This window comes from Faecalicatena contorta (assembly GCF_021531995.1).
GTDB classification, from domain to species: Bacteria; Bacillota; Clostridia; order Lachnospirales; family Lachnospiraceae; genus Dorea_A; species Dorea_A contorta_A.
This window is the reverse complement of record NZ_JAFBIZ010000015.1, coordinates 26,864-40,566: the sequence shown is the minus strand read 5'-3', so window position 1 is coordinate 40,566 and position 13,703 is coordinate 26,864. Positions and strand designations below refer to the sequence as shown.

Genomic DNA, 13,703 nt, shown 5'->3' with positions numbered 1-13,703 from the left:
GAAATATATCAGAAATATTATGAAAATGTTCCACTTTGGCGGCAGGAAAAAGCAAAACGCTTCCGGATGGAACAGGACAGAGCAAGAAGTATAGGTGCCTGGGCATTGTGGGAATGTGTGAAGGAGAGAGAAGGGCTGGGGGAGACCTGTATGTTTAATCTGTCTCACTCGGGAAACTATGCGCTGTGTTCCTTCAGTGATGAACCGGGGCAGAGAGTCGGATGCGACGTGGAAATGATCGGAGATATGAAGCTTTCGGTTGCCAGGAGGTTTTTCTGTGAGGAAGAGTATCGTCATATTGTGGAAATACCGGATCCGGAAAAACAAAAAGAGATGTTCTATCGTTATTGGGTATTAAAAGAAAGCTTTATGAAAGTAACGAGAAAAGGCATGGCATTGGATACACGTACGTATGCGTTTTTCTGGGATGAGCAGGGGATCCCGAAGTTTTTGAAAAAGCCCCGTGAATATCCGGAAAATTATTATTGCAGAGAATATACAGATGCGGGAAATCGGGCAAGAATTGCAGTATGTTCAACGGATGAAGACATAGATCCCAAGATTCATGTTCTGGTGTTGTAAATCTCTGGAAGGTATTCTGAACAGGAAGAAAGAGGTGGATGGTATGAAACAGATGGAGACGATGTGGACATCACGGATAGATCCAAAGCATGTGTGGGAAGAATATCCAAGACCAATGATGAAGCGGGATAGTTATGTTAATCTGAATGGATTGTGGGAATATGCGATTACGGATGCAAAAAAAATTCCTGAAAAATATGACGGTACGATCCTGGTGCCATTTTCTCCGGAATCCTTTCTTTCCGGAGTGGAAAGACAATTAAAGCCGCAGGAGTATCTGTGGTACCGAAGGATACTGCCACAGAATGTAGAAAAGACAGAGGGGAAGAGATGGCTGCTGCATTTTGGCGCAGTGGACCAGTATGCGGCAGTCTATCTGAACGGAAAATATCTTGCCGGACATCTGGGAGGCTATCTTCCGTTTTCGGTGGATATTACAGAAAAGATGACGGGACAGATGGACGAATTGATCGTGATGGCGAGAGATTATTCGGACACCTGTTTTTACAGCAGGGGGAAACAGAAGCTGAAAAAAGGAGGCATGTTCTATACGGCGCAGAGCGGGATCTGGCAGACTGTCTGGATGGAACAGGTGCCGGAGCATTATATCTGTAATCTGGAAAATACTCCTCTGTACGACGAAGGAAAGCTTCGGATTCGTGTAACATCCTCGCATCCGGAGAAAAAAGAACCTGTTGCAGCAGTAATCTATACAGACGAGATGCAGCCGATTCGGACAGTCGGATATACAGGAACCGATCTAGAGGTTGAGATTCCGGATATGCACAGCTGGAGTCCGGAGGATCCTTACCTGTATCAGATAGAGATCCATATGGGAGCAGATCGTGTTGAGAGTTATGCGGCGATGCGGTGCATCAGTGTGGAACCGGATAAAAATGGAATTCCAAGAATGTGTCTGAATCATCGACCATATTTTCAAAAAGGAGTGCTGGATCAGGGATACTGGCCGGATGGTCTGTATACGCCGCCCTGTGATGAGGCGATGATCTATGATATTCAGAAGATGAAAGAGCTGGGGTTCAATATGCTGAGAAAGCATGTAAAGATTGAGCCGCAAAGATGGTATTACCATTGTGACCGCCTGGGAATGCTGGTGTGGCAGGATATGGTAAATGGAGGTCAGAGCTATCGTCACTGGTATGTGACCTATCTGGCGACTGCAATGGAATTTTTTCATATAAAAAGAAAAGATTCAACACTAAGGCTTCTTGGAAGACGGGAAGAAGAAAGCAGAATTCAGTTTCTGGAAGAAATGAAACAGACGATTCGACATCTGTATAATCATCCGTCAATCGTAACCTGGGTGCTGTTCAATGAAGGATGGGGGCAGTTTTATGCACAGGAGGTTACACGGGAGGCTGAAAGAGAAGACCATACCAGGCTGATCGACCAGGCAAGCGGCTGGTTTGATCAGGGCGGAGGGGATATCCACAGTATTCACGATTATTTCTTCCCGTTGAAAATCGTGCCGGAGAAGAGAGTGGCTGCATTGACGGAATTTGGTGGATATTCACTTGGTCTGCCGGGACATCGGATGTATGAAAAAATGTATGGGTATCGGACATTTGAAACGATAGAAGAGTTGACGGAAGGATATCAGAAGCTGATGGAGCAGGAGATTCTTCCGAACGTGAAAAATGGTCTGTCAGCTACCGTATACACACAGCTTTCGGATGTTGAAGAAGAGGTGAATGGAATCCTTACATATGATCGCCGGATAGTGAAGATGAAAGAAGAAGTAGTCGTACAATTGAATAAACGGTTATTATGAAAGAAAAAGAGACTGCCGCACAATATAGATATTCAGGATGATGTCTTTATATTATGCGTCAGTCTTTTTTTCTCTTTAAGAGGGGATTTATCGATAAATGGGTTTATAGTATTACCAATAAATGGGTTATAGTATTATCAAAATTATATACGGAAGTTGAAATCTGCATATGCGCTGGAACCATGTTCGTGAACATCCAGACCATCGATTTCTTCTTCTTTGGTAACACGAAGACCGATTGTTTTGTTGATCACTGTAAATACAATGAATGCCATTACGAATACAAAAGCTGCAGTTGCGGCAACACCAAGTACCTGAGTTCCCAGGTTACATCCATCACCAAAGACACCGGTAAGAATAGTACCGAACGCACCACATACACCATGTACACTGATCGCACCGACCGGATCATCGATTTTGATCTTCTGGTCAATAATTTCAACAGAGAAGACAACGACTGCACCTGCGAGAGCACCGATGATGATAGCTTCCCATTCATTTACAACGTCACATCCGGCTGTAATTGCAACCAGACCTGCAAGAGAACCGTTAAATGTCATAGATACATCCGGTTTGCCATAGCGTACCCATGTGACGATCATTGCAACCAGTGTTGCGGCTGCGGCTGCAAGGTTGGTTGTCATGGCAATATGGCCAAGGCTTGTAGTCGCGGCTGTGGTAGAACCACAGTTGAATCCGAACCAGCAGAACCATAAGATAAATACACCGAGAGCTGCAATTGGAAGATTGTGTCCCGGAATTGCTTTGGCTTTTCCGTCTTTTCCGTATTTTCCAATACGAGGTCCAAGGATCTTTGCACCAACCAGTGCGCAGATACCACCGACCATATGTACGGCAGTAGAACCGGCAAAATCATGAAATTGCAATTCAGATAAGAAACCGCCGCCCCAGATCCAGTGTCCGGATACCGGATAGATAAAGATACTGATAGCCGCACTGTATGCCAGATAAGCTGCGAATTTTGTTCTTTCAGCCATGGAACCGGATACAATCGTTGCTGCTGTCGCGCAGAAAACGGTGTGGAAGATCATGAATACTCCGATTGGAAGACCGTTGATCATTCCGTCTGCATCTGCAAGAGAGGTAGGGTTAAAGAATCCTTTGATACCGATGATACCGTGAAAATCTGTTCCGTGCATGAGTGCGAATCCAAATACAAAGAAGAATAAGCTTCCGAGTACAAAGTCCATCATATTTTTCATCAGGATATTACCGGTGTTCTTTGCTCTGGTAAAACCGGCTTCGCACATTGCAAAACCAGCCTGCATGAAATATACCAGAATGGTACCGATCATTGTCCACATAATGTTCATAAGTAGTCCGGCCGCTTCTGTCACGTCCATTCCACTTTCAATTAAAGTTGCTAAATCCATAAAAGTACCTCCTTAGGTGTAAATAAAAAGAGGAGATAATCTGGGCTTTGTTGCCCTTGTGATTATCTCCGTTGATGGGTATTCTATATAAATTGTGTTATGCGTTGGGTGATCTGCCGTGCAGATGTTGTTCTATAAAGCATCTGCTCCACGTTCTCCGGTACGGATACGAACGGCATCTTCTACCTCATATATAAAGATCTTTCCATCACCATACGTGCCGGTGCGGATTTCCGAAACGATTTTGTCGATCAGTTCTGTGGCAATTCCGGAATCAACGACGGTTTCTACCTTTACCTTTGGCAGAAGATTTACATTGTATTCTGCACCACGGTAAACTTTTTTGTGACCTTTTTGGTTGCCGTATCCCATTATATTACTTATCATAAGGCCATTGACATGGCTTTCATCCAGTATGGACTTTAAATCTTCAAGCTTTTCCGGCTGGATGATTATTTCCAGTTTTTTCATAGCATTACCTCCCTTTGTTCCTTAGATAAAAATCAAAAAAGGCGCTTCCCGCATAAAGGAAAACGCCTTTGTTTTTGATGGGTTTCATTATACACGACAAAATTGATTTGTAAATAGTAAATTTGTAAAAAAGTATTATTTTATAGAAAATGCACAGTAAAATATAAAGTTTTGAGAAAATTTTGGCAAAACTAATTATGGCTCAAAGTCTTTAAAGTTAATCATCAGATCTTCATAAATACCGACGGGCACACTGTCACAAAATCCGTAGGTTTTCATATCAAAATTTTCTTCGGTGTCTTTGAAACGATATACAGACACTCGTTCCTGAGCGGGATCGATGATCCAGTATTCGCGTACTCCGGCTGTCCAGTATTTGTTCAGTTTTACAAGATAGTCTCTTTTTCGGCTGGAGAAAGAAACCACTTCCGCAACGAAATCAGGGGCACCGTTGACCCGCTTTTCCTCAATTCTTTTCTGATCACAAACGATGATCAGATCGGGTTCAAGTATAGTCTTATTGTCGTTGTCAAGACGAACATCTGTCGGTGGCAGAAGGACTTTGCAGGTGCCTTTTTTTTCACGGATGTAGGAATAGATCTGGAAAAAGAGTTCACCTATGATGGCCTGATGATGAATGGTGGGCGGATCCTGAAAAATGAGATAACCGTCTATCAGTTCTGCGTGTATATGATTAGGAAGAGCATAGTAATCTTCCAGAGTATAGTGACCGTTTTTCGGATTGACCGAATATGCGGAAACGGATTCGCACAATCTGTCGGCATGAGAGTCCGGACGATACTCCAGAGAATCCAGACCCAGGGCAGAGATCAGAGCATCCATAGTATCCAGTTGTGGATAGCGGGTTGCACCGCTGAAGATCTTATTGATCGTTCCGAGAGACACGCCGGATATTTCTGCCAATTGCCTGTTTGTAAGACCGAGTTCCTTTTTTCTGGCTTTTAATGTATCAATATTCATATGGGACCTCCTTGTATCGGGACATTTGTGATCTGCTCCAGTCCGCAAGTATTTTTTGGGAAATATAGTTTATTGATATATTAATTATTATATAAAAATATAGAAATGTCAACCGTAAAATGGTATAAAAATATAAAATTACCAAAATATATAAAATGTGTTGAAAAGGGGAAAACATTTGATATAATGAGAAAAGAGAATACTTTAGTTACAGAAGGAATGAATGAGTGATGAAAAACATGGCAGATAAGGTCTTACACATGCTGCATGCGTGGAAAATACTGATTGGAACATTGGTAAAGTGGATGATTTTTTCGGTAGTCATAGGAGGGGGGATCGGAACGATCGCCAGTCTGTTTGCCCATGTTATTACATGGGTAACAGAATTTCGTATTATGAATCCATGGATAATCTTCGGTCTGCCGGTGGGTGGACTTCTGATTGTCTTTTTGTATAAGATAACAGGGCAGGGAAAGAATTCAGGAACGAATATGGTGCTTCTGGTAGTGCGTTCCGGTGAGGAGGCAGTACCGGGGAGAATTGCACCGTTGATACTGCTGTCTACGGCAATTACGCATCTGTTCGGAGGATCTTCCGGACGAGAAGGAGCGGCCCTTCAGTTTGGTGCGAGTCTGGGAGGATGGCTCGGAAGAATTCTGCATCTGAATGAAAGTGATAAAAAGATTGTAATGCTCGCCGGGATGAGCGCGGCATTTGCTGCTCTGTTTGGGACACCGATGGCTGCTGCGATATTCCCAATGGAAGTGATCAGTGTAGGCGTCATGTATTATGCCGCACTTGTGCCATGTATGTTTTCTGCATTTATTGCACAGCAGATCTCTGTTGTGCTAAAAGTTCGGACATTAACGGCTCCGTATCCGGTTGAAAACGTACCGAAGTTTTACAGTACTGCGGGGATAAAAGCCATTCTTCTTGCGGTAGCATTTGCATTTGCAGGAGCAGTATTCTGCGTGCTTCTCCACTGGTTTGAGGAACGACTGAAGGAGTGGTTTGTTAATCCGTATATCCGTGTTGTTGCCGGAGGTGTGGCAGTGATTGTGCTGTATCTGATTGTTGGGACGGATGCATATCTGGGACTGGGAGGCGATATCATCGCCGGAAGTTTTGGCAAACCGGCAGGTATTGAGATGTTTCTTCTGAAGATCCTGTTTACCTGCCTGACTCTGTGTGCTGGATTCAAAGGCGGAGAGATTGTCCCATCTCTATTTATCGGTGCAACGCTTGGTTCCGCGTTATCCGTTTTTTGGGGACTTCCGACGGATATCTGTGCCGCATGCGGGATGGTGGGGGTGTTCTGCGCAGTGACGAACAGTCCGATCAGTTCACTTCTCATTGCATTTGAATTATTTGGATTTGCCGGAATGCCGTTTTTCTGTATTGTAATATCTGTCAGTTATCTGCTTTCCGGATACCAGAGTCTGTATAAAGAACAGAAGATTATGTATTCAAAGACTGAAAATAAATATATCGGCAGGCATACTTCTTAAGGGGAGAAAAGTTATGGCTCCGGTTGACTGGTTTTTTACTATTTGTTAGAATAATATGTGGGAAAAAGATAGGTTTAAGAAGAAATAAAAAAGTTTACAAACAAATAAACCTGATGAGGGAGTATATAATTGAATAAGGAGGATGAATCATGCTGGATTTGACATTTGGTGAACAGATCAAGATTATATTAAGCCGTAAAGGCATGACAATTAAGGAACTCGCAGAACAGATTGAAAAAAGTACGGGAAAGAAAATGTCCCGTCAGAATCTGACACAGAGACTGGGCAGAGATAATTTTCAAGAGCAGGATATGCGTATGATTGCAGGAATTCTGGGATGTTCTTTTCATTTAACGATTCTGGACGATGATACCCCGACTGAAAAAAAAGAGAAGGGATCTTCAGGTCACAAAGCGCAGAAAGTGGCAGAGAAGTCAGAGCCGGAGATACATGAAACGGAAACAGAAGTGCATGAGACAGCATCGGAGAGAGATATTACCGTCGGAGAGCTGGTAGACATGTATGAAGGCGGATATGAAGAGAGTTTGCAGGATTTCGAAGAAGAAACAGTGATTCCGGTGAGGGAAGAGAGCGGATGTGAGACGGAGAATGAAAATGACAGATATGATATAGAGAAAGGACAGCCGCTATCAACAGTCGGTAATTATGCGGAGGAGTCATATGTGGAAGAAGCGTATGAAGAGGATATCCCGCAGGAAGAGGAAGTGCAGGAGGAAGCTCCGCAGGCGACAGTAGAAGAAGTACTGGAGGAGATTGCTGCAATTGAGGCAGAGAACCAGAAGCCGGAACCAAAACCGGAGGAAAAGAAGGTGCACGGTTGGAGATCGTATTTTATGCGTCGGAAAAAACCGGAAGAAACAGTCGTGGAAAAAGCAGAGAAGCAGCCGGAAAAGGAACAGCCGGAAAGAGAACCGTCTGTAGAGGATGTAGTTCTGCAGAAAACGGAAGTACAGCAGAATGAAGAACCGGAATATGCAGAAGTGACAGAGACGGAAATGACCGGAGCCAAGGCGGAAGCGATACCGGAAACGATGGATGAAGAAGTACAGGAGGAACTGCCGGTATACGAGGAGGATCCGAATGTCGGAGAAAGGAATCCCTATACTGGGAAAGAGTACGAATCCAACAGTGTCAGAATGCATCCGACAAGAATCGGCTACGTGCAGGTATATGACAGAGAGAATCATCAGTGGACAGATATGACAGAATGGGCATTCCTTGGATATCAGGAGCGAAAGAAAGCGCTTCTTGGAAAGGATTATGAACCGCCGATCTATCTGGATTAGATAAAAGGAAAGAGTGAGAACGGGTGAACTGGGAGCAACTATTGTCGACAAAACGGAATAGAGAAAGTACGAATCGGAGTCGATATTCGAAGAATACAGATCTTCGAAGTGAATTTGAAAAAGATTACCACAGGATTATAGGAAGCGCTTCTTTCCGGCGCCTTCAGGACAAAACACAGGTATTTCCGTTGGATAAGAGTGATTTTATCCGCACACGACTGACCCATTCTCTGGAGGTATCTTCCTTTGCAAAATCGCTCGGACAGAATATCGGTGAAAATATACTGGTATATAAGAAAGATCCTGGTTTCACTCCGCAGATGAAAGAGGATATCTGCAGTATCCTGCAATGTGCGGGGCTCATTCATGATATCGGGAACCCTCCGTTTGGACATTATGGAGAGGAGATTATCAGGGAATGGTTTGAGAAGAATCTTTCGTTAATAGAATACCATGGAAAGCCGGTTGATCAGGTTTTAAAACCGCAGATGCGGGAGGATTTTTACCATTTTGAAGGGAATGCACAGGCGCTGCGCCTGGTGACGAAGCTGCATTTTCTGGTGGATGAAAGTGGTATGAATTTAACGTATGCACTGTTGAATACAATTATCAAATATCCGATTGCGTCGACAGAGATCAGACCGGATTCTGACGATATCAAAGAAAGAAAGATGGGATATTACTTTGCCGATCAGGATATCTTCCGGGAGATCGTCACGACGACAGGGGCCGGACGTAACCGGCATCCGCTCACGTTTATTCTGGAAGCGGCCGATGATATTGCATATAAGACGGCAGATATTGAAGATGCGTTTGTGAAGGGTTTTTTAAGTTATCATAAGCTTCTGGAGGAGCTTGCAGAGATTCAGAAAAAGGAAGAAAAACTGTATGGTTATAATGGCGGATTCCGTCCGGCAGACAAGATGGAAGAATTGTATCGCAGAGGTCGCCAGATCAGAGTGGAAGATCCGGAAGAGTATGCGGTGAAAAACTGGATTGTCAAAGTTCAGGGGTTTCTGATTGGATGTGCCACATATGGGTTTACTTCTCATTATAACGAGATTATGAGGGGAGAATATCGAAAGGATCTCTTTTTTGGAACATATGCGCAGGAACTGATGGAACTTCTGGGCGATCTTGCATATCGTGAAGTCTTCATCTCAGAACCGATCTATCGGATGGAAGTCACAGAAGCGGTGATGCTGGATTATTTGATGGATCGATTTATGACAGCAGTTATAAAGTATGATGATGAGACGCAGAAGTTAAATTCGATTGATGAAAGAATGGTATCTTTTATATCCAATAATTATAAAAAGGCGTACCATTATCACGCAAGAGGAAGATCTGAAGATTACAGATTGTATTTACGAATTCTTCTGGCGACGGATTATATCTGTGGAATGACGGACAGTTATGCAAAAAGGCTGTATCAGGAGTTGAAGGCAATTTTGTAAATGAATTCTGAAAAGGTATAAATTGACATTTCAGGGAATAGATTGTGATAAAACCCAGGAATGGAAGTGAAGGATTGCAGAGATTTATTCGTTATCTGTATGAATATGAGCAGGCGAGAAGGCTTCGCAATGTTGGATTTGTTAAAGTAGAACAGGAAGATGAGGTGTGCACCGTTCACATTCACGGGAAAGGCTTCCGCATGAAGGGAAAACAAAGGCTGGAAGTATCCTTGTTTTATCTGGATGGGGAAGAGTGCGTGGGAATATGGCAGGGAACCGTAGAAAATATGAATCCTGCCATTAATTATCAGCTTCGATACACCCGGGAAGATACGGGCGTGCCGGAGAATTTTGAGCGGATTGACGGAATTCTTCTGGAAGATATAGATGGTCGGAGGTATGCAGCGGTCTGGGATGATCTTCCGGTGAACCCCGGGCGCATGCGTTTTTTAAAGCCGGTTTTGCCACAGCCGGAAGAGCCGATTCCACCGTTCCCCGAGAACACGCCGGAGGAAGTCACAGATCTGGATGATATAGAACGTGAGATGCCGGAAGAGATCACAGATCTGGATGATATAGAACGTGAGATGCCGGAAGAGGTCACAGATCTGGATGATATAGAACGTATGACGCCGGAGGAGATCACAGATCTGGATGATATAGAACGTGAGATGCCGGAAGAGTTGACTCGTCCGGAGGAAGAATGTTGGCCGGAGGAAAAGGCGATACCCTCTCAACAGCCTTTATTTGGCGCTGTGTCGGAAGATACAGATCTTCGGGGGAGAGATTATCCGTACAGGTGTACAAAAATGCAGAGGCAGGATCTGGCGAAGCTTCCGCGATGTGAATGGAAACTGGCGAATAATCGATTTTTGCTTCATGGATACTTTAATTATCACCATGTAGTATTGATAGATGATGGAAATGAGCTCCGACTGGGAGTTCCGGGGATTTATCATTCACAGGAAGCCAGAGCCGCAGAAGCATTTGGATTTCCAGAGTTTATTGAAGCAGAAAATGTCGAAATAGATCGGAGCAACGAGGAAGAACATGCGGACGAAAGGTTCGGATACTGGTGCAGAAAAGTGCGGGGTGAGTGTCGTCGAACCACAAAGGTGGATTCGAAATGAGGAAATGTAGATGCATAATATTGATGAAAAATATATGAAAGAGGCGATCAGACAGGCGAAAAAAGCATATGCGATCGGAGAGGTCCCGATCGGATGTGTGATTGTCTATCGGGGAAAGATTATCGGACGTGGATATAATCGCAGAACGATTGATAAAAATACACTGGCGCATGCGGAGCTGATTGCAATTAAAAAGGCGAGTAAAAAGATGGATGACTGGAGGCTGGAAGAGTGTACGATGTATGTTACACTGGAACCATGTCAGATGTGTTCCGGTGCGATCGTGCAATCACGGATGACCAGAGTCGTAGTGGGATGTATGAATCCCAAAGCGGGATGTGCCGGGTCTATTTTAAATCTTCTCGATATGTCGGAATTTAACCATCAGGTAGAGTTGACGACCGGAGTTTTGGAAGAAGAGTGCAGTCAGATGATGAAGTCATTTTTTAAAGAGCTCAGAGAAGCAAAAAAACAAAAGAAAAAGGAGAAAGAAAATGATTTACAATAATATACTGGAAGCAGTAGGCAATACACCGATGGTTCGCCTGAATCATATGACAGGAGAAGAAAGTGCGGAGATTCTGGTGAAATATGAGGCCGTCAATGTTGGAGGATCAATCAAGACAAGAACTGCACTTCAGATGGTAGAAGCGGCAGAAAAGGAAGGAAAGATCAAGAGGGATACGATAATAGTTGAACCGACCAGCGGAAATCAGGGCATCGGTCTTGCACTGATCGGCGCAGTAAAAGGATATAAAACGATTATTATCATGCCGGATTCTGTCAGCGAAGAGCGCCGGAAGCTGGTACAGAATTATGGAGCAGAAGTGATAGTTATCCATGACAAGGGAAATATCGGAGACTGTATTGAGGAGTGTATGCAGACTGCTCTTCGAATGCAAAAAGAAGATCCGCATGTGTTTGTTCCGCAGCAATTTGAAAATGTTGCAAATGTAGAGGCGCACAGGAGGCAGACCGGCAGAGAGATTCTGGAACAGGTGGACGGACCGATCGATGGTTTTTGTTCCGGGATCGGAACCGGAGGAACCATTACCGGAATCGGTGAGGCGCTGAGGGAGAAAAATCCGGATGTTGAGATCTGGGCGGCGGAGCCGGAACATGCAGCAATTCTGTCCGGGCATCCGGTGGGAAGTCATCTGCAGATGGGGATTGGAGACGGTGTTATTCCAAAGATACTGAATCAGAATATTTATGATGATATCTGTATCGTTACGGATGAAGAGGCATTAGAAGTGTCCAGAAAACTGGCAAAATGTGAGGGGCTGATGTGTGGCATCTCCAGTGGAACCAATGTAGCTGCGGCAATCAGGCTGGCAAAGAAGCTGGGGAAAGGAAAGCGTGTGGTAACGATACTTCCGGATACGTCAGAGCGGTATTTTTCTACACCATTGTTTTAATGTCAAGCTGGAGCGGAGGATAAAGGATGAGAGTATGCAGGCGCTTGACTGCGGCTTTTTTAGTAATGGTACTGTGTATATGTGTGGGGATAACCGCATATGCCGAGCCAGGACAGACTGAAGAGGAGGCTGCGGAAGAGCAGGAAAAACAACTTCAGGAACAGGTATACAATATGGCAGTTCAGTCTAATGAATGGGCGAACTGGCCAAAAGGTCCGGGAACCTATGGTGAGGCTGCGATTGTAATGGAAGTCGGAACGGGTGCAATTCTGTATGCGAAAAATGTCGATGAGCATGAATACCCGGCAAGTATAACCAAAGTATTGACGGCATTAATTGCCCTGGAAAATGGACAGTTTTCCGATAATGTTACATTTTCCCATGAATGTGTGACTTTTATGAAGCCGGGAGATTCTTCGGTAGGTTTGAAAGAAGGAAATGTAATATCGCTGGAACAGGCATTGTACGCGACCCTGCTTGCATCGGCTAATGAAGCGGCCTATGCGGTAGGAGAAAATGTCGGGAAAAATGCAGGACAGGATTATAACTGGTTTGTAGAACAGATGAATCAAAGATGCCAGGAATTGGGAGGCATGAACTCTCATTTTGTAAATACGAATGGATTACATGACCCGGAGCATTATACCTGTGCAAGGGACATGGCATTAATTGGCAGAGAATTATTTAATCATCCGGAATTTTTTACAATTGTGCAGACATTAAATTATGTGATTCCGGAATCTGCAACAACAGAAGAGCATGTGTTTCAACAAAAGCATAAGATGTTGATTCCTGGAAATGCAAATTATTACGAATATGCGGTCGGAGGGAAAACCGGATACACATCCGACGCGCTATCTACACTGATCACGATGGCGGATAATGGAAGTATGCAGCTGGTATGTGTGGTGCTTCGGACGCATGGTGCGAATATATATCCGGATACCCGGAACCTGTTTGAATATGCATTTCAGAATTTCCACAAAGTCAGTATAGCAGAAAATGAAAAATCAGAAGATATACAGGAAATCCTTGAAGATAGGAGCGACGGATATGTAGTCCTGCCCGATGGTGTAGAATTTGAAGATCTGGAAATGCAGATGATTGCCGATGATACTATATCGGCAGAAGACGAAACAACTTTAGAGTATACGTACGAAGGAAACGTGGTAGGGACTGCAAGAGCAAAGTTGAGAGAATCCTATCTGGATCGTATTAAAGCAGACGTTGGTGAGGTAAAAACAGAAGACAATGAGGCGGATGATCAGAAAACGGAAAAAACAAAAAACTGGAAAACATATATAAAAGAGATACTAGATAAAATAAAAGAAAAGTTTCAACAAAAGACAATAGTAGAAAAAGGAATAATTATAGGAGCAACGGGACTTCTTGTTGTTCTGGTTATAAGTCTTATTGTTATGGTGTTAAAAAGAAAATGACAAAAGGGACAAGGGATTTTTAATTTGGGACGGAGGATTTTTAAAAATCCTCCGTCCCAAATTAAAAAAGAAATGTGGAAAACCTCTTGACGTTTTCCACATTTCCTGATTATAATAGTACGGTAAAAAACGCTGACGAAGACAGTAGGGTATATCTGAAAGATACAGCGAATCGGGGATGGTGGAAGCCTGATGCAAGTAAGATACATTTGAATATCACTTCC

General features: G+C 43.7%; 12 protein-coding genes. 9 read left to right on the top strand and 3 right to left on the bottom strand.

Annotation, left to right across the window (positions count from 1 at the left end; genetic code table 11):
- Window positions 1-582 (top strand): 4'-phosphopantetheinyl transferase family protein (locus tag JQM82_RS03580; protein ID WP_268827656.1); only part of this gene is annotated, 582 nt, incomplete at its 5' end.
- A gap of 43 nt (window positions 583-625) precedes the next feature.
- On the top strand, window positions 626-2,374 hold the full coding sequence (locus JQM82_RS03575) for a glycoside hydrolase family 2 protein (protein ID WP_235248651.1): 1,749 nt from the start codon (window positions 626-628) through the stop codon (window positions 2,372-2,374).
- Between the two features lie 143 nt (window positions 2,375-2,517).
- Here JQM82_RS03575 and JQM82_RS03570 read toward each other — a convergent pair whose 3' ends face one another.
- From JQM82_RS03570 to JQM82_RS03560, 3 genes are all read right to left on the bottom strand, one after another.
- Window positions 2,518-3,768 (bottom strand): ammonium transporter, encoded by a 1,251-nt coding sequence (locus tag JQM82_RS03570; RefSeq protein WP_235248650.1) that lies wholly within the window; start codon window positions 3,766-3,768, stop codon window positions 2,518-2,520.
- A 132-nt stretch (window positions 3,769-3,900) separates the two neighbouring features.
- Window positions 3,901-4,239 carry a P-II family nitrogen regulator gene (locus JQM82_RS03565; protein ID WP_235248649.1) on the bottom strand — a complete coding sequence of 113 codons (339 nt, stop codon included), beginning with the start codon at window positions 4,237-4,239 and terminating at the stop codon, window positions 3,901-3,903.
- A gap of 195 nt (window positions 4,240-4,434) precedes the next feature.
- Window positions 4,435-5,220 (bottom strand): Uma2 family endonuclease, encoded by a 786-nt coding sequence (locus JQM82_RS03560; protein WP_235248647.1) that lies wholly within the window; start codon window positions 5,218-5,220, stop codon window positions 4,435-4,437.
- A gap of 230 nt (window positions 5,221-5,450) precedes the next feature.
- Between JQM82_RS03560 and JQM82_RS03555 the strand changes: the two genes are divergently transcribed.
- From JQM82_RS03555 to JQM82_RS03525, 7 genes are all read left to right on the top strand, one after another.
- Window positions 5,451-6,728, top strand: a complete 1,278-nt coding sequence (locus JQM82_RS03555) for a chloride channel protein (RefSeq protein ID WP_235248652.1) — start codon at window positions 5,451-5,453, stop codon at window positions 6,726-6,728.
- Window positions 6,729-6,877: 149 nt separating this feature from the next.
- Window positions 6,878-8,035 (top strand): hypothetical protein, encoded by a 1,158-nt coding sequence (locus tag JQM82_RS03550; RefSeq protein ID WP_235248646.1) that lies wholly within the window; start codon window positions 6,878-6,880, stop codon window positions 8,033-8,035.
- A 23-nt stretch (window positions 8,036-8,058) separates the two neighbouring features.
- Window positions 8,059-9,492, top strand: a complete 1,434-nt coding sequence (locus JQM82_RS03545) for a deoxyguanosinetriphosphate triphosphohydrolase (RefSeq protein WP_235248645.1) — start codon at window positions 8,059-8,061, stop codon at window positions 9,490-9,492.
- 44 nt (window positions 9,493-9,536) lie between these two features.
- A complete protein-coding gene (locus JQM82_RS03540) occupies window positions 9,537-10,622 on the top strand; it encodes a DUF6128 domain-containing protein (RefSeq protein WP_235248644.1) in 1,086 nt (361 codons plus the stop codon).
- Window positions 10,623-10,632: 10 nt separating this feature from the next.
- Window positions 10,633-11,130, top strand: a complete 498-nt coding sequence (tadA, locus tag JQM82_RS03535) for a tRNA adenosine(34) deaminase TadA (RefSeq protein WP_235248643.1) — start codon at window positions 10,633-10,635, stop codon at window positions 11,128-11,130.
- On the top strand, window positions 11,117-12,040 hold the full coding sequence (gene cysK / locus JQM82_RS03530) for a cysteine synthase A (protein ID WP_235248642.1): 924 nt from the start codon (window positions 11,117-11,119) through the stop codon (window positions 12,038-12,040). The genes tadA and cysK overlap by 14 nt, the downstream gene beginning before the upstream one ends.
- A 26-nt stretch (window positions 12,041-12,066) precedes the next feature.
- Window positions 12,067-13,479, top strand: coding sequence for a D-alanyl-D-alanine carboxypeptidase family protein (locus JQM82_RS03525; protein WP_235248641.1), 1,413 nt, complete (start codon window positions 12,067-12,069; stop codon window positions 13,477-13,479).
- Window positions 13,480-13,703: the final 224 nt, after the last annotated feature.

Coding starts and splice junctions, on each gene's coding strand:
- JQM82_RS03575 (WP_235248651.1), top strand. CDS start 626: ATGAAACAGATGGAGACGATGTGGACATCACGGATAGATCCAAAGCAT.
- JQM82_RS03570 (WP_235248650.1), bottom strand. CDS start 3,768: ATGGATTTAGCAACTTTAATTGAAAGTGGAATGGACGTGACAGAAGCG.
- JQM82_RS03565 (WP_235248649.1), bottom strand. CDS start 4,239: ATGAAAAAACTGGAAATAATCATCCAGCCGGAAAAGCTTGAAGATTTA.
- JQM82_RS03560 (WP_235248647.1), bottom strand. CDS start 5,220: ATGAATATTGATACATTAAAAGCCAGAAAAAAGGAACTCGGTCTTACA.
- JQM82_RS03555 (WP_235248652.1), top strand. CDS start 5,451: ATGAAAAACATGGCAGATAAGGTCTTACACATGCTGCATGCGTGGAAA.
- JQM82_RS03550 (WP_235248646.1), top strand. CDS start 6,878: ATGCTGGATTTGACATTTGGTGAACAGATCAAGATTATATTAAGCCGT.
- tadA (WP_235248643.1), top strand. CDS start 10,633: ATGCATAATATTGATGAAAAATATATGAAAGAGGCGATCAGACAGGCG.
- cysK (WP_235248642.1), top strand. CDS start 11,117: ATGATTTACAATAATATACTGGAAGCAGTAGGCAATACACCGATGGTT.
- JQM82_RS03525 (WP_235248641.1), top strand. CDS start 12,067: ATGAGAGTATGCAGGCGCTTGACTGCGGCTTTTTTAGTAATGGTACTG.